Origin of the sequence: Streptomyces sp. HNM0575 (assembly GCF_012726265.1) — a bacterium.
In the GTDB taxonomy this organism is placed as follows: Bacteria; Actinomycetota; Actinomycetes; order Streptomycetales; family Streptomycetaceae; genus Streptomyces.
In genome coordinates, this window is sequence record NZ_JAASAG010000012.1 from 69,172 (window position 1) to 92,516 (window position 23,345).

The 23,345-nt window shown below is 72.5% G+C and carries 21 protein-coding genes and 1 pseudogene; 8 read left to right on the plus strand and 14 right to left on the minus strand.

The features are described 5' to 3' along the window. Positions 1-37: 37 nt before the first annotated feature. The 3 genes from HCC61_RS25525 to HCC61_RS25535 all read right to left on the minus strand — a co-directional run bounded on the left by HCC61_RS25525 (position 38) and on the right by HCC61_RS25535 (position 2,888). Complete coding sequence (locus HCC61_RS25525) at positions 38-1,093, minus strand: DUF3048 domain-containing protein (protein ID WP_240969287.1); 1,056 nt, start codon at positions 1,091-1,093, stop codon at positions 38-40. A gap of 186 nt (positions 1,094-1,279) precedes the next feature. Continuing rightward, on the minus strand, positions 1,280-1,762 hold the full coding sequence (locus HCC61_RS25530; protein WP_169139322.1) for a VOC family protein: 483 nt from the start codon (positions 1,760-1,762) through the stop codon (positions 1,280-1,282). Between the two features lie 112 nt (positions 1,763-1,874). Beyond that, positions 1,875-2,888, minus strand: coding sequence for an SMP-30/gluconolactonase/LRE family protein (locus tag HCC61_RS25535; protein ID WP_169139324.1), 1,014 nt, complete (start codon positions 2,886-2,888; stop codon positions 1,875-1,877). Here HCC61_RS25535 and HCC61_RS25540 point away from each other — a divergent pair. Next, entirely contained in the window at positions 2,887-3,138 is a 252-nt protein-coding gene (locus HCC61_RS25540) for a hypothetical protein (protein WP_169139326.1), read from the plus strand. The two genes, HCC61_RS25535 and HCC61_RS25540, sit on opposite strands and share 2 nt — an antisense overlap. 766 nt (positions 3,139-3,904) lie before the next feature. Further along, positions 3,905-4,531, plus strand: coding sequence for a GntR family transcriptional regulator (locus HCC61_RS25545; protein WP_169139328.1), 627 nt, complete (start codon positions 3,905-3,907; stop codon positions 4,529-4,531). A 115-nt stretch (positions 4,532-4,646) separates the two neighbouring features. Here HCC61_RS25545 and HCC61_RS25550 read toward each other — a convergent pair whose 3' ends face one another. Next, positions 4,647-5,450 carry a carbon-nitrogen hydrolase family protein gene (locus HCC61_RS25550; protein WP_169139330.1) on the minus strand — a complete coding sequence of 268 codons (804 nt, stop codon included), beginning with the start codon at positions 5,448-5,450 and terminating at the stop codon, positions 4,647-4,649. Between the two features lie 58 nt (positions 5,451-5,508). Next, positions 5,509-6,888 carry an MFS transporter gene (locus HCC61_RS25555; protein ID WP_169139662.1) on the minus strand — a complete coding sequence of 460 codons (1,380 nt, stop codon included), beginning with the start codon at positions 6,886-6,888 and terminating at the stop codon, positions 5,509-5,511. A gap of 364 nt (positions 6,889-7,252) precedes the next feature. On the opposite strand from HCC61_RS25555, the gene HCC61_RS25560 reads away from it, so the two are divergent. Beyond that, positions 7,253-8,023 (plus strand): DUF2848 domain-containing protein, encoded by a 771-nt coding sequence (locus HCC61_RS25560; RefSeq protein ID WP_169139332.1) that lies wholly within the window; start codon positions 7,253-7,255, stop codon positions 8,021-8,023. Here the strand turns inward: HCC61_RS25560 and HCC61_RS25565 are convergent. Continuing rightward, positions 7,987-8,736, minus strand: a complete 750-nt coding sequence (locus tag HCC61_RS25565) for a GntR family transcriptional regulator (RefSeq protein WP_169139664.1) — start codon at positions 8,734-8,736, stop codon at positions 7,987-7,989. The genes HCC61_RS25560 and HCC61_RS25565 overlap by 37 nt on opposite strands. A 234-nt stretch (positions 8,737-8,970) precedes the next feature. On the opposite strand from HCC61_RS25565, the gene HCC61_RS25570 reads away from it, so the two are divergent. The 3 genes from HCC61_RS25570 to HCC61_RS25580 all read left to right on the plus strand — a co-directional run bounded on the left by HCC61_RS25570 (position 8,971) and on the right by HCC61_RS25580 (position 11,920). Then, positions 8,971-10,305, plus strand: coding sequence for an MFS transporter (locus HCC61_RS25570; protein ID WP_169139334.1), 1,335 nt, complete (start codon positions 8,971-8,973; stop codon positions 10,303-10,305). Positions 10,306-10,376: 71 nt separating this feature from the next. Next, positions 10,377-11,306, plus strand: coding sequence for a putative hydro-lyase (locus tag HCC61_RS25575; RefSeq protein ID WP_169139336.1), 930 nt, complete (start codon positions 10,377-10,379; stop codon positions 11,304-11,306). Between the two features lie 155 nt (positions 11,307-11,461). After that, complete coding sequence (locus tag HCC61_RS25580) at positions 11,462-11,920, plus strand: nuclear transport factor 2 family protein (protein ID WP_169139338.1); 459 nt, start codon at positions 11,462-11,464, stop codon at positions 11,918-11,920. 74 nt (positions 11,921-11,994) lie between these two features. Here HCC61_RS25580 and HCC61_RS25585 read toward each other — a convergent pair whose 3' ends face one another. The 4 genes and pseudogenes from HCC61_RS25585 to HCC61_RS25600 all read right to left on the minus strand — a co-directional run bounded on the left by HCC61_RS25585 (position 11,995) and on the right by HCC61_RS25600 (position 16,784). Further along, on the minus strand, positions 11,995-12,981 hold the full coding sequence (locus tag HCC61_RS25585; protein ID WP_346777383.1) for a DUF3048 domain-containing protein: 987 nt from the start codon (positions 12,979-12,981) through the stop codon (positions 11,995-11,997). A gap of 339 nt (positions 12,982-13,320) precedes the next feature. Continuing rightward, on the minus strand, positions 13,321-14,127 hold the full coding sequence (locus HCC61_RS25590; protein ID WP_169139340.1) for a class I SAM-dependent methyltransferase: 807 nt from the start codon (positions 14,125-14,127) through the stop codon (positions 13,321-13,323). A 433-nt stretch (positions 14,128-14,560) separates the two neighbouring features. Continuing rightward, positions 14,561-15,241 (minus strand): annotated as a pseudogene (locus HCC61_RS25595) (response regulator transcription factor); the annotation flags it as partial. Next, positions 15,234-16,784, minus strand: coding sequence for a histidine kinase (locus HCC61_RS25600; protein ID WP_169139342.1), 1,551 nt, complete (start codon positions 16,782-16,784; stop codon positions 15,234-15,236). The pseudogene HCC61_RS25595 and the gene HCC61_RS25600, both read right to left, overlap by 8 nt. A gap of 265 nt (positions 16,785-17,049) precedes the next feature. On the opposite strand from HCC61_RS25600, the gene HCC61_RS25605 reads away from it, so the two are divergent. Beyond that, positions 17,050-17,994, plus strand: a complete 945-nt coding sequence (locus HCC61_RS25605) for a D-2-hydroxyacid dehydrogenase family protein (protein ID WP_169139344.1) — start codon at positions 17,050-17,052, stop codon at positions 17,992-17,994. Positions 17,995-18,218: 224 nt separating this feature from the next. Continuing rightward, positions 18,219-19,163, plus strand: a complete 945-nt coding sequence (locus tag HCC61_RS25610) for an NADP-dependent oxidoreductase (RefSeq protein WP_206323010.1) — start codon at positions 18,219-18,221, stop codon at positions 19,161-19,163. Positions 19,164-19,302: 139 nt separating this feature from the next. Here the strand turns inward: HCC61_RS25610 and HCC61_RS25615 are convergent, their stop codons facing one another. From HCC61_RS25615 to HCC61_RS25630, 4 genes are all read right to left on the minus strand, one after another. Next, positions 19,303-20,004 carry a dienelactone hydrolase family protein gene (locus HCC61_RS25615; RefSeq protein ID WP_169139346.1) on the minus strand — a complete coding sequence of 234 codons (702 nt, stop codon included), beginning with the start codon at positions 20,002-20,004 and terminating at the stop codon, positions 19,303-19,305. A 182-nt stretch (positions 20,005-20,186) separates the two neighbouring features. Beyond that, positions 20,187-20,507 carry a multidrug efflux SMR transporter gene (locus tag HCC61_RS25620; RefSeq protein WP_169139348.1) on the minus strand — a complete coding sequence of 107 codons (321 nt, stop codon included), beginning with the start codon at positions 20,505-20,507 and terminating at the stop codon, positions 20,187-20,189. 132 nt (positions 20,508-20,639) lie between these two features. Then, positions 20,640-22,733: a PhoX family phosphatase gene (locus tag HCC61_RS25625; RefSeq protein ID WP_169139350.1), complete on the minus strand. Its 2,094-nt coding sequence runs from the start codon at positions 22,731-22,733 to the stop codon at positions 20,640-20,642. 205 nt (positions 22,734-22,938) lie between these two features. Beyond that, entirely contained in the window at positions 22,939-23,340 is a 402-nt protein-coding gene (locus HCC61_RS25630; protein WP_169139352.1) for a hypothetical protein, read from the minus strand. Between the last annotated feature and the right edge of the window lie 5 nt (positions 23,341-23,345).

The following is a 23,345-nucleotide window of genomic DNA, read 5'->3' on the forward strand; positions in this document are numbered from 1 at the left end:
CACCCGCCGCGCACGCGAGACCACCATCCGCCGACCGTCACCCCGCGGGAGCGAGCACCACCCACACCTGCCCGCGCGCGAAGGCCAGCCGCTTCCCGTCGGTGTCCTCGAAGGTCGTGCCGCCCGTCGCCGACGGGCGCTTCCAGCGGGCCTCGTACTCCTTGCCGTCCCGCAGCACCAGCGCCCGCCCCGAACCCACCGACTCGGTGAGCGGAGTGACGCTGCCCGAGCTGTCGCCCAGGTCGGAGTCGCTGATCTTCACGTACTGGATCACGACCGTCGCCGCCTCCAGCCGCCCCGCGTCGGTCGTACGGGCCGGCGAACCGTCCATCGAGACCAGCCAGCGCCGTCTGCCCGACGACCACTCGAAGGAGTAACGGGCCGCCTGGAAGCGGACGCTGCGCCCCGACGTCCTCCGCCCGCCCCCGGGAGGCGCACCGAAGCGGAAGCCGATGTCCTTGGGTGCGCCCACGTCGGAGGCGGCATCGGAGTCGAGAGCCTCGCGGGGCCGCAGGTAGAGATTGTGCGGAGCGGGCCGGTCGGACTTCCGTACGTACGCCTCACGCACACGACCCGGAGGCAGCGCGGCCAGCGGCGCCGACTCCACCTTGGAACGCAGCTTGGACTGGACGCCGGAGTATGCGAGCCCCGGCTGGTCGAACTGGCGCAACAGCTCCAGATCGGACTCGCGCGCGCTGCGAACCGGCCCGACGAGCGGGGGAAGCCGGGAGGCGAACACGGCCATGATCCGGGTGAGTCCGGCCTCGACCTGCTCGACGTAGACGATGTCGGCCTTCGACAGACCGGTGTGGGGGCGGGCCGCCTCGACGTTGTCGATCTTCACTCCGAGCACCTTGTCGCCTGTGCCCTTGCGGCCGGTGAACGGGGAGCGCTCACCCTCGTCGCCGCCGCCCCCTCCGCCGCCGCCGTCGCCGGACTCGCAGGCCGCCGCCAGCAGCGACATCCCGGCGGCCGTCAGCACCGCGCGGCGCGACCCCGTCCACCGCCCCGGCCGGGCCGCCTCTCCCGTACCGCCCGTATCGCCCGTCGGCTCTCCGGCCCGCTCTCCGGTCCCGTCTCCGGTCCGCTCCATCACACGCCCGCCTCCCTCTCTGCCCGCTCACGGACAAGCGTTCCCCGCGAGGGCGCGGTGACGGCATGCGGCGACGCGGAAATGTCCGTTCAGCGCCGTACGGGCGCCCGCACCGGATGACGGTGCGGGCGCCCGTACGCGCAAAGCCCGAAGCCGCCGCGACACGGCGAGCCGAGCGACGAAGGCCTACTCGCCGGCGTGCGCCTTGCGCATCACCTCGATGTCCAGCTTCTTCATCTTGAACATCGCCTCCGTCGCCCTCTTCGACTTCTCCGGGTCGGGATCCGTGACCAGTTCGACGGCCCCGGCGGGGACGATCTGCCAGGAGAGCCCGAACTTGTCCTTGAGCCAGCCGCAGGGCCCTTCCTCACCGCCGTCCTCGACGAAGCGGTTCCAGTAGTGGTCCACCTCGGCCTGGTCGTCGCAGTGGATCTGGAACGAGATCGCCTCGTCGAACTTGAACTCCGGCCCGCCGTTGAGCCCCACGAACTTCTGCCCGTTGATCTCGAACTCCACGGCCATCGCCGACCCGGCGGGCCCCGGCCCGGCCTCGTTGTACCGTCCCACGTTGCCGATCTTGGAGTTCTTGAAGACGGAGACGTAGTACTGCGCCGCCTCCTCTGCCTGCCCGTCGAACCACAGGCATGTGGTGAAGCCGTCACCCCTCATCGGTGCCTCCCGCGCTTGAGTGTCTGTGCCTGTACGGACCCGGCACGAGCGCCGAATTCATCGCATACGGGTGAAGAGGCGGCCAGGCCGCGCCGCACGGTCGGCACCGGTGTCAGCCGGCGTCGGCGTCGGCGTGCGGCCTGGCATGTGCGGCCTGCTGCACGACGAGACCGACGGGCGTTGTCAGGCCCGAGAAGGGGACGGTCGTCTGCGCACCGCCGCCCGAACTCACCCGCACCACACGGTCGTTGCCGAAGTCCGCGACATAGAGGTTCCGCCTGCGGTCGAGCGCCAGGCCTTGCGGAGCCGACAGACCGGTGGCCCGCACGGTGCGCTGTCCGCCGCCGCCCGCGGTCGGGACGCGGACCACCCTGTCGTTGCCGGAGTCGGAGATGTAGAGCCGGTGGCGGCGGGCGTCCAGCGCCAGTCCGGTCGGCTGGGAGAGGCCGGTCGTGTGCACCGTCCGCTGTCCACCGCTGCCGGTGGCGGGCACCTTCACCACACGGTCGTTGACGAAGTCGGCGACGTAGAGGGCGTTCTTCTTCTCGTCGAGCGCCAGCCCCGCGGGGTGTAGCAGACCGTCCGTCGGCACGGTGGTCTGCTCGCCGCCGTCCGAAGACACCTTCACCACACGGTCGTTGAAGCTGTCCGCGATATAGAGGTCGCCGGACCTGCTGAGCGCGAGGCCGAGGGGACGTGACAGGCCGTCGGTGGGGACGGTGGTCTGCTCGCCGCCGGAGGAGATCCTCACGATGCGGTTGTTGAAGGTGTCGGAGACGAAGAGCGCGCCGCCGCGGTCGAGCGCCATGTACGTGGGGCGGGTCAGGCCGGTGGTGGGGACCGTGGACTGCGGACCGGCGGGGAGCCGGAGCCTCAGCACGTCGCCGGCCGTGTAGTCCGTGACGTACAGGGACTCACGCCGGTGGCCACCGAGCCGGGAGCGGTCAACGGACCCGGCTTCGTCCTCACCGGCCGCGGCACCGGAACCGGAGGAGCCCGCCGCCGCGGAGGCGGAGCCGGAAGCGGAGGACGCGGCGGAGGCGGCGGACGCGAAGGCCGCGCCGGCGGGCAGGGGCGAGGCGCCGGAGACGAGCCCGGCCGCGCACAGCACCGCGAGCCCCGTCATGGCCGTCACACGCCGCCAGGAACGGGTCACCCCGGTACGGCCGCGCGGCGAACGGCCGCCCCGGCAAAGCAGTTCACGCCACGGCCGCCTCCCCGCGTGCGCCGACCGGGACGACGAGCCCGATGACGAGGCCGGAGACCAGACCGAGGCCGGGGACGAAGCGGGCGACGACGCGGACGGGGATGCGGACGGCGACATCGACGGGGAAGCGGACGGCTCTTGCCGAAGCGGATCGGCGGAGCTGTCGTGAAGCGAGTAGCGGCTCATGGACACCCACCTGTTCTGGGCGGCCGGCGTGTGCCGTACGGCCCGGGAGACGGGGACGCCCCGCATCGCGCCGTGGGCGGACGGGAACGCCGTTGACATGACGGCCCGTTGGCCGCGTACCGGTGCACACGCTGTATGCAGGTCGTACGCAAGCAGGCCGGTCGGCGACCCGGTACGCGCTCCGTATACAACCGGTACGCAAACCGGATCCGGCCGCCATGTGATCGCTGCCGGAGCCCGGTCCGTCAGCCGCGACATTAGGAAGCCGCCCGCACACAGCGTTCACACCACGCCAGCGGACGGCCCCCTCCACCCGAAGGACGGGCCCGCGTTCGCCGGGTCGTACGCGGGCGGGACGACATGGACCGCAAGGTTCACGGAGACCGTCGCTCGTAGCCGCACACGCTGAGTACGCGGCCCGCCCCCGCGGCCCGGCCGCCCACCGCGCACACACCTCTCGTATACGCCCCGCACTCAACCGCGCTCAGCCCCGCACCCAGGCCCGCGACCAGGCCCCGCACAGCGCCCGGAACGAAGCCGGACCGCCCCGTGCCATGGCCGTCCCGGCCGAGCTGTGCGCGGGTGGACAGGGCCATGATGATGGCGTGTAATCTGTATACAGAGTGTATGCAGTGCGCTCGGCAGGCAGCGGACACAAGCGGTACGGGGGCCGTGCGCGGCCACGCAAGGCCCGGGCGGCGTCCCTCGGGGCGGGCCGGGCGCGTACGACGGCGACGGGGAGGCCGGCAGTGAAATCCGGACGTGACAAGGCGTACACGTTCCTCAAGGAGACCGTGCTCACCGATCCTGCCATGCAGGGCGAGTTCCTCTCCGAGCAGATGATCGCCGACCGCGTGGGCATCTCGCGTACGCCCATCAGGGAGGCGCTGCTGCTGCTGGCGGCCGAGGACCTGGTCAGCCTCGTACCCAAAAGGGGTGCCTACATCGCGCCGCTCTCCGGCCGGGAGATCACCGAACTGATGGAGATGCGCGCCCTGTTGGAGCGCTACGCCGCCCGTCGCACCGTGGAGGCGGGCACCGCGCCCGTCGTCGAGATGGACCGGATCCTGGAGGAGCAGGAGAAGCTGCGCGGCGGCGAGAAGGCCAAGGAGTTCATCGAGGCGGACCACCGCTTCCACGCGACGCTCGTGGCCGCCGCAGGGAACGGGCTGATGACGAGGCAGTACGAGGCGCTGCGCAGCCGGCAGGTCAGGGCGGGAGTGAGCGCCCTCTACCGTTCCGCGGGGCGGCAGGACGAGGTGTGCGTCGAACACCGGCAGATCGTCACGGCGTTGGCGGCGGAGCGTGCGGACATGGCGTGCCACGCGATCGACGACCACATCGCCGCCACCCGGCGCATCCTCACCGAGGGCTGACGACCGGGCGTACGGCGGGCCAGCCCCGGTGGGCCGGTTGGGCCCGAGCCGTGCCGGGGCGGCAGAACCGTACCGGGCCGGTGAGGCCGGGGCGGGGCGCCGCGTACGACGCCTGTCAGAGCCTGCGGTTGTCCAGCACGGCCACGGCCTTGCGGACCTTGGCGACCTTGTCGGCGTCCACGTCGGCGACGATCAACTCCGGTGTCTCCCCGGCCTCTTCGTGCACCCGCCCGTCGGGGCCGACGAGCACGCTGTGCCCGATTCCGGTGGGCGCCTTGGTGGGCTGGGAGATGTCGGCGTCCGGGCCGGGGGGCGCCTGGCCCACCGCGGCCAGCCACAGGGTCGCGTCCAGTGCGCGTGCCCTGGTCAGCAGGCGCCAGTGGTCCAGCTTCGAGGGGCCCGCGCCCCAGGAGGCGGGCAGTACGGACAGCACGGCGCCCTCGTCGGCGTGCGCGCGGAAGAGCTCGGGGAAGCGGACGTCGTAGCAGGTCGCGAGGCCGACACGGACGCCCTCGACGTCGATCGTGACGACCTTCTCGCCGGGCGCGACGGTGTCGGACTCGGAGAAGCCGAACGCGTCGTAGAGATGGATCTTGTCGTACGCGGTGTCCACGTCGGGACCCGTCGCCAGCAGGGTGTTGGTGACCCGGCCGTCCGGGGACGGCGTGAACATCCCCGCCACCACGGTGAGTCGGTGCCGCCGGGCCGTCTCGCGCACCGCGTCGGCCCACGGCCCGTCCAGGGGCTGGGCCACCGGTCCGAGGGGGATGCCGAAGCGGGCCATCGCCGCCTCGGGGAAGACGGCCAGCCGGGCACCTTCGCCGGCCGCGCGTGCGGCCAGTTCGTCGATGGTGCGCAGGTTGTCCTCGGGGTCGGTGGAGGCGGTGAACTGGCACAGGGCCGTGCGGAGCGTCGTCACTGCCTGTCTCCTTTCCGCAGGTCGAGCGTGGCGAGCGTGGCTGACGACCGCCGGTTCCTCAACGGGACTTCGTGGCGTACGAGGAGTGCTCCGGGGCCGGTGAGGGCGAGGGCACGGCGTCCGCGTCCCCGTCTTCGTCCGCGTCCCCCGCCGGGGCGGGGCCGTCGCCGAGCATCCTGGCGTACTCCTCGTCCTCCACGTGGTCCGCGTCCCGCCCCAGCAGCACACCGGTCACCGTAAGCACGGCGGTGAGCACGATGTACCCCGCGAGCGGCAGCCAATGGCCGAACTCGCCGAGCAGCGCCGTGAAGATCAGCGGTGCGACGGCGCCGCCGATGACGCCCGCCAGCGTGTACGCGAGCGACGAGCCGGTGTAGCGCAGCCGCGGGCTGAACTGCTCGGCGACGAACGCCGCTTGCGGCCCGTACAGCATCGAGTGGATGACCAGCGCCCCGATGACGCCGAGCACGATCAGCAGCCACGAACGGGTCTCGGCGAGCGGGAAGAAGACGAACGGCCAGATGCCGCTGGCGACGGCCGCCCCCAGATACAGGCGCCGGCGGTTCCAGCGGTCGGAGAGCGCGCCGGCGAGCGGGATGAGGAAGATCTGGAGCCCGGATCCGACGAGCACGGCGGTGAGGGCCTGGCCCTGCGGCATGCCGAGTTCCTCGGTGACGTATGTGAGGACGAAGACCGTGAACATCGCGTAGAGGACGTCGGGCGCGACGCGGGAGAGGATCGCGGCGACCAGCGGACGGCGCTGCTCGGCGAAGACCTCGCGCACGGGCGCGGAGGGGCGTTCGCCGCTCGCCTCAACGGCCTTGAAGACGGGGGTCTCCTCCAGGTGCGTACGGACCCACAGCCCGAACGCGACCAGGACGCCGGAGAGCAGGAACGCGATGCGCCAGCCGAAGGAGAGGAACTGCTGCTCCGTCAGCATCGCGCCGAGCGCCGCGAGGGCGCCGTTGGCCATGAGGTTGCCGACCGGCGGTCCGACCTGGGCGGCGGACGCCCAGAAGCCCCGCCGCCGCGTATCGCCGAATTCGCTGGTCAGCAGCACGGCACCGCCCCACTCGCCGCCGACGCCCACGCCCTGCGCGAAGCGCAGCAGCACCAGGAGCGCGGGCGCGACCGGGCCGGCGACCGCGTGGGTGGGGAGGCAGCCGATGAGGAAGGTGGCGGCGCCGACGAGCACGAGCGTGGCGACGAGGACGCGCTTGCGGCCGATCACGTCGCCGAGGCGGCCGAAGACGAAGCCGCCGAGCGGCCGGGAGACATAGCCGACTGCGTACGTGGAGAAGGCGAGGAGGGTGCCGGTGAGCGGGTCGCCGGAGGGGAAGAAGAGCTTGCCGAAGACCAGGGCGGACGCGGCGGAGTAGACGGCGAAGTCGTACCACTCCAGCGAGGTGCCGGTGAGGCTGGCGGTGAACGCCTTCAACAGGTCCTTGCGGTGGGCGCGTTCCGGGCCCGTGGCACCGGGACCGTCCTGGCTCGGGCCGGTCGCTCCGCCCGCGCCGTCCGTACCGTCGGCCGTACCGCCCGCTCCGTCGGCCGGGCCGGCCTCGGCGTCCGCGCCGTCCGGTCCGCCCGCAGCGGCCGGGTCCTCCTGGGCGCGACGGCCGCGGTTCCGGCGGGGGTCGTCCTCCGCTGCCGCGTGGTGCGGCGTGTTCTGGTCCACGGGGCTTCCTCACGGGTCGGGTGCCTTCGGGTCTCTGGGCATACTTGCTGTATACAGCTCGTATGCGCAACCCTCGGATCGCGGGCCACCCCCGCGAAACCGCGTCCCACCTGGAGGAATCCCCATGACACCGCCCGCGCCGCTCTCCTTCACGCTGCCCGACGGCGACCGCCGCACCGTCGAAGTGAAGCGCCTGTTCAACGCCGGCTACGCGGGCCGCCGCCAGGAGGACGTGGCCGCGCACGTGGCCGAACTGGCCGAGCTCGGGGTGCCCGCCCCGTCCACGACCCCCGCCCTCTACCCCGTCTCCCCGTACCTCGCCCAGCAGACCGGCACGGTCCTCGCGCAGCACGCGAAGACCTCGGGCGAGGCCGAGTGGGGCCTCGTCGTCGACGACACCGGGGACCTGCTGCTGACGGCGGCCTGCGACCACACCGACCGCGAGCTGGAGACGTACGGCGTGGCCTGGAGCAAGAACGCCGCACCCGACGTGCTCGCGACGAGCGCCTGGCGGCTGGCCGACGTCGACGGCCGCCTCGACGACCTCACCCTCCGCGCCTGGGTGACCGGCGGGGACGGCGGCACCGGCGGCGACGGTACGGACGTGCCCGCGGACGCCCGCACGGACGCCCGCACGGAGGTCCGCCCTGACGCCGAGCAGCTGATCCAGGACGGCACCGCAGCCGAACTGCTCACCCCGCACCACTGGGCCGAAGTCCTGCGTGAGCGCGGCGAGTTGGAGCCCGGCACGGTCCTGATCTCGGGAACGATCCCGATGCTCCAGGGAGTGGGCCAGTTCGCGGCCAGGTGGCGTGTGCAGCTCGCCGACCCCGCCACGGGCCGGGAGATCTCCCTCGCCTACGACGTGCTGCCCATGCCGGAGCCCATCGGCTGACCGTCTCCCGCGCCGAGGCGCCGCGCGTAGGCCGCGACGATCCGGCTGCGGGAGTCGTCCAGGTACTGCCGCAGCATCCGTTCGGCCCGCGCCGCGTCGCCCGGGCGCAGGGCGGCCAGGATGTCCCGGTTGCGGGCGAGATAGGGGCCGTGCAGGCGGCGCGGGCTGTCCATGATGTGCAGCGCCAGCCGGAGTTCGGCCAGCACGCTCCGCATGACCTCGTCCGTACGGGGACTGTGTCCGAGGGCGACGAGCTCGCGGTGGAAGTGGATGTTCGCCGTGGCCAGGTCCTTCCAGCGCCGCTCGCGCGCGGCGTCGTGCCCCGCGGCGACGGTCGCGGCGAGCCCGTCCAGCGCGAACGGCGGGTCCGCCCCGGCCAGCCGGCGCATCACGCCGCACTCGACGAGCGTCCGCACGCGGTAGATGTCGAGGACGTCCTCGACGGTGGGGACCCTTACGAAGACGCCCCGGTTGAGCCGGTGTTCCAGCAGCCGCTCGTGGGTGAGCAGCCGGAAGGACTCGCGGAGCGTGTTGCGCGAGACGCCGAGCGCGCCCGCGATGCTCCCCTCCGACAGCCGGGTCCCGGGCGGGAAGAAGCCCTCCGCGATCCGGCTGCGCAGCACGTCGGCCACGCGTTCCGCGGTGCTGGTGCGGCTCAACAGCGGGCGGTCGCCGGCCAGTTCGCCGTGCTCGCGGGTGGCCGGGGGCGGCACGGACGCCGCGGGGATCACCGGCGTCCCGTACGCCGCAGGCTCCGCGCGCGACGGTCGTTCCGGCTCCGGGCCGTTCGTACCCAAGCGACGCCCCTCCCCGCGCACCCTCGCGCATACACCGCCACGAACCCCTTGAAGGATCGTTCAACGATCCTCTACGTTATCCCGGACGTCGGCCCGGCACCACGGTCCGGCCCGTCCCCGGCAGCACCCCTCTCCCTCTGCGAGGTGCACATGAACAGCGACCCGATACCGAGTGCTCCCCAGGGCTCCGGGGCCGAGCGCGCCCAGGAGCCGGACCCCGGCACCGACGTCCGGACGAGCGAGAACGAGCCTCCCGGCGGCGCCTTCGGCTGGTTCCGTGAGCTGGGAGCGTCAGGACGCCGCGCCTTCGCGGGCGCGTTCGGCGGCTACGCCCTCGACTCCTACGACTTCTTCACCCTGCCCCTGGGCATGGTCGCCATCGGCGCGTACTTCGGCCTCGACCCCGGCCAGACCGGCCTGCTCACCACCGTCACGCTCGTCGTCTCGGCCGTCGGCGGTGCGCTGGCGGGCATCCTGGCCGACCGCATCGGACGCGTCAGGACGCTGATCCTCACGGTGCTGACGTACGCCGTCTTCACCCTGCTGTGCGGCTTCGCCCCCAACTACGAGTCGCTGCTGCTCTTCCGCGCCCTCCAGGGCCTCGGCTTCGGCGGCGAGTGGGCGGTCGGCGCGATCCTCGTCGCCGAGTACGCGACGGCGAAGAACCGCGGGCGCACCCTCGGGGTCATCCAGAGCTCGTGGGCCGTGGGCTGGGCGCTGGCCGTGGTCGTCTACACGACCGTCTTCGAGCTCTTCGACGAGTCGGTCGCCTGGCGTGTGCTGTTCTGGACCGGCGCCCTTCCCGCGCTGCTGATCCTCTACGTGCGCCGCAACGTCAACGACGCACCGCAGGCCGCCGAGCAGCGCAGGAACAGCAGCGAGAAGGGCTCCTTCTCCGCGATCTTCACAAAGGACCTGCGGCGCACGACGCTCTTCGGCGTGCTGCTCTCCACGGGCGTGCAGGGCGGCTACTACACGCTGGCCACCTGGGTGCCCAGCTATCTCAAGACGGACCGCGGGCTGACGGTCGTGGGCACCGGCGGCTTCCTGACCTTCCTGATCTCGGGCGCCTTCATCGGCTACCTCACCGGCGGCTATCTCACGGACAAGCTGGGGCGCAAGCGCAACGTCGCGGTGTTCGCCGTGCTCTCGGCGGTCTCGGTCCTCGCGTACACCAATGTGCCGACCGGCTCCAACACCCTTGTGCTGCTGCTCGGTTTCCCGCTGGGCTTCTGCATGTCGGCCATCTTCAGCGGATTCGGCTCCTTCCTCAGCGAGCTGTATCCGACGGCCGTACGCGGCACGGGCCAGGGCTTCGTCTACAACACGGGGCGTGCCGTGGGCGCGTTCTTCCCCACGCTCGTGGGCTTCCTCGCCAACAGCTGGGGCGTGAGCGGTGCGCTGATCTTCGGGGCCGCCGGTTACGGGCTCGCGCTCGTCGCACTGCTGGGGCTGCCGGAGACGCGGGGACGGACGCTGGTCTGAGCGGACGGCACGGGCGGCACGGACGGCGGGCAGGAGGGCCCGCCGCCTCGATCCAGGGAAGGACGGACGGCATGGCGCGTACGACGGCCGGTGCGAAGTCCGCCGCGGCGCACGGCACTTCGGCCGCGGGGGCGACTGCGGGGGGCGCCGCGGGTGCGGGCGCGGGTACGGGTGCCGGTGCGGTCGCGGCCGGGGGTGCGGGTGCAGGTGCAGGTGCAGGTGCGGCCGAGGGTGCGGGTGCGGCCGCGGTCCGTGCCGCGATCCGCCGCGGCGACACCCGTCCCACCGCGGGCCTGGCCCCCGGTCACACGCAGGCCAACATGGTCTCCGTACCGCGCGACTGGGCCTACGACGTGCTGCTCTTCTGCCAGCGCAACCCGAAGCCCTGCCCCGTCCTCGACGTGACCGACCCCGGCGCCACCTCCACGGTCCTCGCTCCCGGTGCGGACCTGCGCACCGACCTGCCCGCGTACCGGGTCTGGGAGCACGGCGAACTCACCGGCGAGCCCGCCGAGGTCGGCGGCCTGTGGCGGGACGACCTGGTGACCTTCCTCATCGGATGCAGCTTCACCTTCGAATGGGCGCTGGCCGACGCCGGCGTTCCGCTGCGCCACATCGAGCAGGGGCGCAACGTCGCCATGTACGTGACCGACCGCGAGTGCCGTTCCGCGGGCGCCATGCGCGGGCCGACGGTCGTCTCGATGCGGCCCGTGCCGGAGGAGCTGGTGGAGACGGCGGCGCGGATCACGGGCCGTATGCCCGCTGTGCACGGAGCCCCCGTGCACAGCGGCGACCCGTCCCTGATCGGCATATCGGACCTCGGCAGGCCGGACTTCGGCGACCCCACGGACATGCACCCCGGCGACGTCCCCGTCTTCTGGGCCTGCGGCGTGACGCCCCAGGCCGCCGTGACGGCCTCCCGCCCGCCCTTCGCGATCACGCACGCGCCGGGGCGCATGCTCATCACGGACGTACGGGACGAGGAGTACCTGGTGCGCTGAGTCCGGCGCAACGCGGAAGTCCCCAGGGGACTGGACAGCGCGGTGGCCGTCGTGGCGATCTGAAGGTCCACGGGCCGAAACCCACGGGCCGAAGCTCACGGGCCGCAAAAGCGCTTGAGGCCCGCCCGCCCTCGTCGAGAAAGGCACCCGCCGTCATGGAGACCCGCCCGCCGCTGCCGCCGTTCACGCTGGAGACCGCCCGTCAGAAGGTGCAGGCCGCCGAGGACGCATGGAACACGCGCGACCCGCACAAGGTGTCGCTCGCCTACTCCGAGGACTCGGTATGGCGGAACCGGGACGTCTTCGTCACCGGCCGCGCCGAGATCGTCGACCTGCTGACCAGGAAGTGGCAGCGCGAGCTTGAGTATTCGCTCCGCAAGGACCTGTGGACCTTCGAGGGCAACCGCATCGCGGTGCGCTTCCAGTACGAGTGCCGTGACGCGCAGGGCCAGTGGTGGCGCTCGTACGGCAACGAGCTGTGGGAGTTCGACGGGCGGGGCCTGATGTCACGGCGCGAGGCCAGCATCAACGACGTGCCCATCGCCGAGTCCGACCGCCGCATCTTCGGGCCGCGCCCCGAGTCGCAGCGCGGGGCCGGCATTCCGCTGCGCTGACCGCGCGGGCGCGGCGAGCCGACCCCGCGGTCGGCTCCCCGCGGGGCGCGAGAAGCGGAACACCGGCCCGGACGTCACGCCTCTTCGTAGACGAGCCACACGTTGCCGCGGTCGAACGGCATCCGTTCGCCGTTCGGCAGCGTGTAGGACGTGCCCGACTCCGCGGTCGGCCGCTCCCACGTCGTCTCGTACGCCTTGCCGTCGCGCAGCACCGTCGCCTTGCCGCTGCCGACCGTCTTCTCGTACGGCGTGCCGCCGTCGTCCGGCGGCATCTCGACCTTCTGCACTATCACCGTCTTGCCGCCCAGCCGCGCACCGCCGGTGCTGGTCGCGGGCTTGCCGTCGAAGGACGTGAGCCAGCGGTCCTCCTTGTCCGACCAGTCGAAGCGGGTCTCGGCCGAGCCGTAGTCGACGGAGCGCTCCTTCACGGGCTCGCCGCCCTCGGGGGCGCCGTCGGCGAAGCGGAAGCCGATGTCGCGGCTCTTGCTCGCCTCGGGGGCGGTCTTCAGCAGCTGGTCGGGGTGTACGTAGAGGTTGTGCGGCGCCTCGTTGTCGCCGCCGCGGAAGTAGGGCTCCGGGTACTTGTCGTGCGAGCGCGCGTGGAGCGTCGACTTCTCGATCAGGTCCTCGACTCCCTTGCGCGCACCCGAGTAGGAGAGCGCGGGGCGGTCGAACATCCGCAGCTGCTCGACGTTGTACGCGCGTGCGCTGCGCACCGGGCCCAGGGATTCCGGCAGTTTGCCGGAGTAGATGCCGAGCAGCCGGCTCAGCCCGCCCTCCACCTTCTCCACGACGGTGATGTCGGCGTCCTCGAGGGCGGTGTGCGGCCGGGCGTCCTTGTGGTTGTCGATCTTCACGGCGAGCACCGGCGCGGGTTCGGCGGGCAGTCCGGTGAAGGGCGAAGTGGCCTTGCGCTGCCCCGAGTCGGCGGCGGACCGCCCGGAGCCGGAGTCTGAGTCGCCGGACTTGGCGGACTTCGCGGAGTCGGCCGCCTTCGCGGAGCCGGGCGCCTCCTTCGCGGACGAGACGCTCGCCGTGCCCGCCGCGGCCAGCGCCGTCACCGCCAGCGTGGCCAGCAGGCGCGTGGCCCGGGGGTACCGCCCGGGCCGCGTGGCCCGGGGGGAGCGTATGCCTCCCTCTCCATCGCCACCGGATGACGACGAGTCGCTGCTCCTGCCCTGCATGTCAACTGCCTTTCGTCGTGGGGGGTTTCGTAGGGCAGCCACCTCATCTCCGCCGTGCCGCGCCGTCAATACCGCGCGTGACTCTTTCCGTACCGGGGGCCGCCTCCGTACCCGGGGCGGCTTCCGTACCCGAGCCGCCTCCGTGCCCGGGGCCGCGCCGCCGCGGCCCGGGCGGGCCGGGGCCCCGCCCGGTGGAGGCGCACGCGGCGGCTCGCGTCAGCTCTCGGCGGGCACCGGCGAGTCCGCAAGGGAGATCCGGAGCTTGGACTGGCCGTGCGGCAGCTTCTCCCAGTCGTCCATGAAGCGGGCGCTGAGGCCGTGCTTCTCCGCGAGCGCGACGAGGGTCTCCGTGCGGTAGTAGAAGTCCTCGCGCAGCACCTGGTGTTCGGCGCCTTCCGTACGGTCGAAGGTGAAGTCGAAGAAGCCGCCGGGCGCCAGGATCCGGCCCACGTGGGCGAGGCATTCGTCGATGACGGGGATCGGCGAGTGGGAGAAGACGCTGTGCGCGTGTACGACGTCGAAGTGCCCGCTGGGCAGGAAGTCCAGGCGCAGGTCGCGCGTGATCGTCAAGTGCGGGAGCTTGTCCTGGAGTTCGTACTGCGTGACGGTCTTCTTGGCCGAGATGAGGATGTCGGGGGAGATGTCGATGCCGTAGTAGTTGCCGGGGTCGAGGTACTGGATGAACCGCCAGCCCGCGCGCAGATTGCCGCAACCGATGTCGAGCATGCGGTGCTCCGGCCGCAGCCCGTGCTCCTTGAGGAAGTCGAACTGCATCTGCCCCAGCGCCAGCCACCGGTCGTGACTGCGGCTGCCGACGGCCGCCTCGGGGTTGTTCGCGGTGTCGGAGGCCATCACCGCCCGGTAGTAGTCGACGTGGTCCGGGTGCTTGAAGCGCAGCCAGCGGTCGCGCGCCGCACGGCGCACATACGGGGTGACGCGCGCCGGGTTCCGCAGCGCGTAGGAGACCTTGTGCGAGAGCCGCGAACGGTTGGCGGCGAGCGAGCGCGGGGTCTTCTTGGGCATGGCGATGTACTCCTCGGTCGTTCCTGTGTCGGTGTCGTCCCGACGGCGCGTCGGCACTTGCCGAAACGAATGACCCGCCATGTCGGACACGTTCCGGAACGTGCGGTCACGGAGTCGTCGAGTACGACGCCGGGCACGACGGCATGGCGGTGCCGTGCGGGAAGCGGGATCTGCTGATGTGCGGCCGTACGCCCGGGAGTTCGGGCGGCCGGGTGCCGTGCGCCGTGGGCGCCCCGGGTCGGGCGCCGTGGGTGCCGGTGGATCAGGCGCCGGGCGTGCGTCTGTCCCTGCGCGGGCCGGGCAGGGGGACGCGCTCCACGCCGGGATCCACAGCGGGATCCACAGCGGGACCCGTGCCGGGACCCGTGCCGGGCCCGGTGCCGGGGTCGGCTCCCGGGCGCGCTCCCGGCTCTGCTCCGGGGACGGACTCCGCGCCGGGCACCGCGACGACGCCGCTCTCGTACGCGAAGACCGCGGCCTGCGTGCGGTCGCGCAGCGCCAGCTTGTCGAGGATGCGGCTGACGTGAGTCTTCACGGTCGACTCCGCGACGAAGATGTGCTCGCCGATCTCGGCGTTCGACAGCCCCTGTGCGACGAGGGCCAGCACCTCCGTCTCCCTTCCGGTGAGTTCGGCGACGCGCTCTCTCAACGGGGCGCGTGGCGCCGTGCGTTCGGCGGGCAGTCGGCTGAACTCGGCGATCAGCCGGCGCGTGACCGTGGGCGCGAGGAGGGCGTCTCCGCCCGCGACGACCCTGATGCCCTCCGCGAGCCGCCGCGCCGGGGCGTCCTTGAGCAGGAAGCCGCTCGCTCCCGCGCGCAGCGCCTGGTAGACGTACTCGTCCAGGTCGTAAGTCGTCAGTATCAGCACCTTCGTTCCTGGGAAGCGGGCGACGATCTCGCGGGTCGCCTCCAGGCCGTTCATCACGGGCATCCGCACGTCGAGCAGCGCGACGTCGGGGCGTAGCGCCGCGGTCTTCTCCACCGCGTCGCGGCCGTCGACGGCCTCCCCGGCGACCTCGATGCCGGGCCGGCTGCCGAGCAGCACGGAGAAGCCCTCGCGGACCATCTCCTGGTCGTCGGCGATCAGTACGCGGATCACGGGCTCGTCAGCCATCGCGGGCCTCCGCGTTCGCCGTAGGGCCCGCACCGACACGGCCCGCACCGGCAGGGCCCTCACCGGCAGGGCCCGCCGGCGATGCGTGCGGCAGGAATCCCCTCACCTCGAAACCACCCTCCTCGGTCGGCCCCGCGTGCAGTCGCCCGTCCAGCATCGCAACACGCTCCCGCATCCCGGTCAGCCCGTGCCCCGCCCCGGGTGAGGGCGGTGCGGCGTGCGCGGAGGGGCCGTTGACGACGCGCAGGCCCAATCCGCCCTGACCGTAGGCGAGTTCGACGCGTACGGCCGCGCGCGGAGCGTGCCGCAGGGCGTTGCTCAGCGCCTCCTGCACGATGCGGTACGCCGACAGCTCTACGCCGAGCGGCAGTTCGCGCACCTCGCCGGTCACGGCCTTCCGCACCGGCGATCCGACGGCACGTACGCCCGCGATCAGCGCGTCCAGGTCGGCCAGCGTCGGCTGCGGGGCCTCCACCGCCCCGGCTGCCGCTCCCTCGGTTCCGGCGGGCCCGTCGCCGTGGCCGCCGGCCGGCTCCCCCGACTCCCCCGGTTCCGGCGGTTTTGGCGGCTCCGCCCGTACGACGCCGAGCACCCGGCGCAGCTCCGCGAGCGCGGCGACGGCGTTCTCCCGTACGTCCGCGAAGGCCTTCTCCAACTCGGGCGGCGGGTCCTGCACCCGGTACGGCGCGGCCTCGGCCTGGATCGCGACGACCGACATGTGATGTGCGACTACGTCGTGCAACTCCCGTGCGATGACGGCGCGTTCCTCCAGGAGCATGCGCCGGGAGCGTTCCACCCCGGTCGCGGCGGCGTGCGCGGCGGCCTCGGCGCGCGCCTCCCGCAGCCCCGTCACGACGAGGGCGGTCAGCGGCATGGGGGCCGTGAACAGCGTCATCGCCCAAGTGCCCACCGCGAACGGCCCGTTGCCCACCGCGGCGAGCACCGCGATACAGCCCCACAGGCAGACCACGGCCCGCAGCCTCAGCCGTACGGCGACGATCAGCATCACCGCGGCGAGCGCCACGAAGCCCGCCGTCGCCCACGGCCGCCCCTGCGAGTCGTAGAACAGCAGATTCGGCCACGCCTCGACGTCGGCGAACGGGAACGGGCCCGCCAGACCGCCCGGTTGGAAGACGCTGAGCCACACCGCCGCCACCAGCAGCCAGCCCGCCGGCACGGGCCACGAGATCACCAGCAGCAGCGAGGCCGCCACGAAGCCGCCGCCCAGCAGCTTGTCGGCGTCCGCGACCTCCGACTCGTACTGGAGCGCCACCAGCGCCAGGACCAGTGCGAGCACCGCCGCGTGCGGCGTCCAGCGCAGCGCGCGTGCGACCGCGTGCGGCAGTGCGTCCCGGACCCGCGCCGGAAGCGGCAGCCGGGCCGGCGGCGGCAGGGGGCGCGGCGTGAGGGCGTCCCGCAGGAGGTCGTCGCAGAGGCCGCGTACGAGGCCGCGTACGAGGCGGCTCGCGGAACCGCGCACGGAGCCGTGTACGGAGCCGTGCACCGGATCGCGTACGTCGCCGCGGGATCGCTGAACGGACATGGCAGCGACGATATGAGGGCGGACGGCCGGGAGCATCCGCCGCAGGTCGCATCGGTTCGCGTCCGTCTCAGGGACTACGCGGAAACGCCAGAAGGACTTAAGGTCCACGTCAGGGGACCGGCCCGGCCGGAACCCCGTATCCGGATCGCGGAATCGCCATACGCGACCGCCGGGCCCGGCCCGGCCGGCCCGCCGCCGGACCGGCTGCCACGGCACCGGCCATGGCGTGCCCGCGATCCCGTACCGCAAGACGAAAGGAACGACCGTGCGCGTCGCCGTCCTCGACGACTACCAGCAGGCCGCCCACCACTTCGCCGACTGGCAGAGCCTGGACGGCGAAGTCACCTTCCTGCACGAGCACATCGGCGACACCGACGCCCTCGCCGAGTCCCTGCGCGGCTACGACGTCGTCGTCGCCATGCGCGAACGCACCCCCTTCACCGCGGAGCGCTTCGAGCGCCTCCCCGATCTGCGCCTCCTGGTGACGACCGGCATGGCCAACGCGTCGATCGACGTCGCCGCCGCCGAACGCCACGGCGTGACCGTCTGCGGCACCCAGAGCCCCGCCAGCGCGACGCCCGAACTCACCTGGGGCCTGATCCTTTCGCTGCTGCGCCACATCCCCGCCGAGTCCACCGGTGTGCGCGAGGGCCAGTGGCAGCACTCGATAGGCGGCGACCTGTACGGACGGACCCTGGGGATCGTCGGCCTCGGGCGGCTCGGTTCGCGGGTCGCCGCCGTCGGCCGGGCCTTCGGGATGCGCGTGCTCGCGTGGAGCAGCAACCTCGAACCGTCCACCGCCCGCGAGCGCGGCGCCGAGCCGGTCAACAAGCAGACGCTCTTCTCCGAGTCCGACATCGTGACCGTCCACTACAAGCTCAGCGAGCGCAGCACGGGCCTCGTCGGCCGCGAGGAGCTGTCGTGGATGAAGCCCACCGCGTACATCGTCAACACCTCGCGCGGGCCGCTGATCGACACCGACGCCCTCGTCGACGCGCTCATCGAGGGCCGCATCGCGGGCGCGGGCCTGGACGTCTACGACGTCGAGCCCCTGCCCGCCGACGACCCGCTGCGCACCGCGCCGCGCACGGTGCTGACGCCGCACATCGGATACGTGACCGAGGAGACCTACCGGATCTTCTACGGGGAGGCACTGGAGGACATCGTGGCGTGGGCGGAAGGGAAGCCGGTGCGCACGCTCACGACGTGACGCGAGGTGCCGCGAGGCGGGTGACGTGAGGTGCCGCGAGGCGGGGGCAGCACTCGCCCCTCCGACTCGGCCCGGCCGCGGCCTCCGCTCCCGCACCCCTCCGGCCCGGCCCGGCCTCCGCCTCCGCTTCTGCCTCTGCCCGCACCCGCACCCCTCCGGCGCGCGTGCCGCACCGCCCGGTGCGACCCTGGCGTGGAGGGACACCCGAGCGAAGGGACCGCGGAATGACGAAGCGTGTGGTGGCGGAGTCCTACGGCGGGCCGGAAGCGCTATCGCTGATCGAGTCCGACCTCCCCGCTCCCGGCCCGGGCGAGGTCACGCTGCGCACCATGGCCGCCGGCGTCAACCCGATGGATTACAAGCTCTACAGCGGCGGCATGGGCAAGGACCCGGCGGCGCTGCCGATGCCGGTGGGGCTGGAGCTCTCCGGCGTGGTGACCGCCGTCGGCCGCGACGCCGAGGGCCCGGCGGGACCGCTCTCCCCCGGCGACGAGGTGATGGCCTACCCGGCCCCGGGCGCGTACGCGACGGAGCTGAACGTTCCCGCGTCGAGCGTCGTGCCGAAGCCCGCCGAACTGTCCTGGGAGGCCGCCGCCGGGCTGCTGCTCGCGGGGGCGACCGCGGTGCACGCGCTCACCGTCGTCGACCCGGCCGAGGGCAGGACGGTGCTGATCCACGGGGCGTCGGGCGGCGTCGGCCTGCTCGCCGTGCAGATCGCGGTCGCCTCGGGCGCGAGGGTCATCGGGACCGCGGGCGAGCGGCACCTGGAGTCGGTCGAGCGTTACGGCGCGACCGCGCTGCCGTACGGCGACGGGCTGCTGGAGCGCGTACGAGAGGCGGCGCCGGGAGGCGTGGACGCCGTCGTCGACACCTCGGGCACCCGTGAGGCGATCGACACCTCGCTGGAACTGGTCCCCGACCCCGGACGCATCGTCTCCATCATCGCCTTCGACCGGGGCGACACCGGCATCAAGCTGATCGGCGGCGCCCCCAACGCCGACCCGGGCACGCAGATCAGGGCCGACGCGTGGCGCACGCTCGTAAAGCTCGCGCGCCAGGGCGAACTCGAGGTCGTCGTCGCCCGCACGTTCTCACTGGCGGACGCCGGCGCGGCCCACCGCTTCCTCGCGGAGGGCCACCCCGGCGGCAAGGTCGTGCTGCTGCCCTGACGCGGCACCCCGTCCGGCACGTGTCCGGCATCCGCCCGGGCATCTGTCCGCCACGCGTCCTGCATCCGTCCGGCATCCGTCCGGCCGAGGCGGGCTCAGTTCCGGTCCGGGACCTGAGCCCGGCCCGTCCGGCGCACGCTCAGCCCGGCAGCCGTTCCCGCAGGAAGCCGAGGGTGCGCTGCCACGCGATCCGGGTCGCCTCGGGGTCGTAAGTCCCCAGGTGGTTCTCCTCGTTGGCGAAGGCGTGACCCGCCTCGTACAGCTCGATGGTCACGTCCGCCCCGGACTCCGCGCGGATGCGGGCGGCGATCTCCTCGGCACGGGCGGGCGTGGCGTTCTCGTCCAACTCGCCGTAGTGGCCCAGGACATCGGCCCGTACGCGGGAGAAGTCCACCTCGTCGTCGCTCGCCACGCCGTAGTACGGAACGGCCGCGGCGATCTTCTCTCCCGCCTCCGCGGCCAGCGCGAGGACGAAGCCGCCGCCCATGCAGAAGCCCACCGCGCCCACGGCGTCGCCGCGCACGGCGTCGTGTGCGAGCAAGTAGTCGACGGCGCCCGCGAGTTCGCGGACCGCGACGTTCATCGGCAGCTCCGAGGCGAGCCGTGCCGCGTCGTCGCTGTCGTGGGTCGTACGGCCGCCGTACAGGTCGGGCGCGAGCGCCACGAAACCCGCGGCGGCGAACTGGTCAGTCACATCGGCGATCTGATCCGTCAGCCCCCACCACTCCTGGATGACGACGACTCCGGGTCCGGTACCGCCCTCGGGGAGGGCGAGATAGCCGTAGATCTCCACGCCGTCGGCGTCGAAGCGCAGATTCTGGCGCAGGGGTGGTGCAGACACAGGGCGGCCGCCTTTCTGCTCGATGGTGCTCGGGCTCGGTGCGAATCACGTACATACGCGTGTACGTGCATCTGGGCGCTCGGGCAACCCTTGCGGAAGCCCCGCCGATCGGTGGGTGCCCTGCCCCGCGGCCGGTAACCCGCCGAACCGGAAGATCTCGCACGACCGCCGGGACGACGCGCTCAGTGCAGCACCCGCAGTCCCACCGTGCCCGCGACGATCAGCAGCAGGCACAGCACCCGTGCGACCGTGACCGGGTCGCCGAGCGCCGCCATTCCGTACGCGGCCGTGCCGAGGATCCCGACGCCCACCCACACCCCGTACGCGGTCCCCAGCGGAATGTGGCCCACCGCGTACGACAGCCCGGCGATGCTGCTCGCCAGCGCAAACAAGAAGAGCAGCGAAGGGCACAGCCTGTGGAAGGTCCCGGACGCCTGGAGCGCACCGGCCCACACGGTCTCCAGGACCCCCGAGACGACCAGAACCACCCACGCGAGCCACATCCGACGCGCTCCGCTCCACTACGCCCGCACGCTGCCGTGCGACGACCGCCGCTGACGTCCAGCAGTCGACCACACGGGTCCCGTGACGGTGGCGCAGGTGAGCCCGCGCGCCCGCGCGCCCGCACCGGCCGGTCAGACGCCGATGTCGCCGCCGTCCTTGCGCCAGACGCCGACCACGGCGGGCCGTACGTAGGAGTCCGGGCCGTCCGGCCACTGGGACGCGGGCTTCTCGACGCTCGCTCCGTCCTCCTCGCCCGGGTGCTGCACCGAGACCAGCACGCGCCGGTCCTGCACGATCGGGCCGCACGTCTCGGCGCCGACCGGCATCGTCAGGAACTGCCGCACCTCGCCGCGCCGCCGTCCCGTCGTGGCCACGCCGAACAGGCCGTCGTGGAAGCCGAGTTGGGCGTCGTCCGTGGAGATCCACAGATTGCCGTAGTCGTCGAAGGCGACGTTGTCGGGGCAGGAGATGGGGCTGACCTGGTCCTTCGGGAAGCCGCCGAAGTACGTGCCGGGGTCGTCCGGGTCGCCGCACACCAGGAACAGCCGCCAGGTGAAGTGCCGCCCGGCGGGGTCGTCGCCCTTCTCCGCGAACTCCAGTATCTGGCCGTGCTTGTTGTTCTTGCGCGGGTTGGCCTCGTCGGGGCCGGCCTTGCCGGAGGCGCCGCGGTCGGTGTTGTTGGTGAGGGCGGCGTAGACGCGTCCGGTGCGCGGGCTGGGCTCGACGTCCTCGGGACGGTCCATCTTGGTGGCGCCGGCCTTGTCCCCGGCGATGCGGGTGAAGACGTAGACCTCTTCCGCGGTCATGCCGTCCACGTGCGACTCGTCGCCCGTGGCGAGCGGGATCCACCTGCCGCGGCCGTCGAACTCGTGGTCGTCGGAGGGGAGTTCGCCGGAGCCGTCGATGTCGTCCTCGGGGCTGTCGCCGGTCAGCTTCGCGACGTAGAGCGTGCCGTGGTCGAGCAGCGTCATGTTGTGCTCGTGGTCGGCCCGGCCGCCGCCGCGCCGCATCCGCTTCGACGAGACGAACTTGTAGAGGTACTCGAAGCGTTCGTCGTCGCCCATGTAGACCACCGCGCGGCCGTCGTCCGTCAGCCGCGGCTGCGCCGCCTCGTGCTTGAAGCGGCCGAGCGCGGTGCGCTTGCGGGGCGCGGACTCCGGGTCGTACGGGTCGAGTTCGACGACCCAGCCGAAGCGGTGCGGCTCGTACGGCTCCTTCGTGACGTCGAAACGGTCGTCGAAGCGCTCCCACTTGCGCTCCGTGTCGGTGCCCTTGAGGGCGTAGCGCTCCAGCCGTTTGCGGTGCTCGTCGTCCTTCACCTTCGCGGTGTTGGCGAAGTACTGGTCGATGTTCTCCTCGCCGTGCAGCGTCGTGCCCCACGGAGTGGTGCCGCCCGAGCAGTTGTTGAGCGTGCCGAGGATCCTCCTGCCGTCCGGGTCGGCCGACGTGCGCAGCCACTTGCTGCCCGCGGCCGGGCCGGTCACCTCGAAGGCCGTGGTGGCGGTGACGCGGCGGTTGAGCCGGTGCCGCGGCACGGGCCGCAGCGCGCCCGAGCCCTTCTCCGCCTCGACGACCACGACGGAGAGCCCGTGCGCGGCCCAGGCGATCTCGGCCTGCTCGCGGGTCGGGTCGTCGGCGTCGTACCCCGCGAACATCAGGTTCTCGTCGGTGTATTCGTGGTTCGCGACCAGCAACTGCCGCCTGCCGCCGCCCTCTTGCCCGCCCTTCCTCCCGTCCAGCGGGAGCAACGAGAGGAAGTCGTTGTTGTAGCCGAACTGGCCCTCCTGGGCCTTCGCCGACTGCTTCTCGGGGTCGAAGTCGGGCGCCCCGCGCAGGATCGGCTCGCCCCAGCGGATCACGACGCTCTGCTCGTACCCCTCGGGAACGGTCACCTTGTCGTCGGTGTTCGGCTTCACGGGCGTGTAGCGCAGCCCCTTCGCGGGCTTGCCTTTCGCCTTGTCCGGGTCACCGGATGAGAGCGCACCTGCGGGGTCGGCGCCGGCGCTGCACGCACCCGCACCGGTCGCCGCCACCACCACCCCGGCGACGGCTCCGGCGCGCAGCACGGACCGGCGTGAGAGCGCACGGGCGATGACGTCACCGGCGTACTCGTTGGCGCTGGTGTTGGGCGCCTCGTGAAAGCAGGCGTCACCGCACCGGTAGCGGCAGGTCATGGCCGACCTGCCGCCCGGATGCGAACCCAGCACCGTCAGCAGCTTGCGCATGATCTCCTCCGGATCTCCGTACCTACGGCAGCGCGCCGACGCTAGGCGCGCGGCGCCGCCGGCAGACGACACGGGCATGAACCGGAGGTGAATCCCGGCAAGCGGGCGCGGACGGTCACACGGGCGGTCACTAGACGCGGTCACGCGGGCGGTCAGCTGTGTACGCCTCGCACGTCATCGCACGTCCGGACGCCGCCACCAACCCTCAGCACGGCGGGCCGGCGCACGGGGAGGAGCGGATCTGGTCGATGCGGTGGTCGAGCCACACGGTGCACGTCCACGACAGCAGCGACAGCGTGAGCACCACCACGGCGCCCTTGACGACGCGACGCGGGCCGCGTCCGCCGCGGCCGCGCAGCACCGCGCGGCTCAGGGACCACGTGAGCAGGGTGAGCAGGGGGAACCCGGCCAGCATGCAGGGGAGTTCGACGTACAGCAGGCTGAAGTCGACCGGGTCCTCGACGCCCAGGTGGAGCCCGGGTCGCGCGCCGTGCAGCCACACTCCGAAACCGGTCGCCGTCGCGAGAGCCGCGATCAGGCAACCGGCAGCGGCTGCGACCGTCCCCTCACGCTCTTCACTCTCTTCACGGCCCTCGCTCGGTTCCATGACGG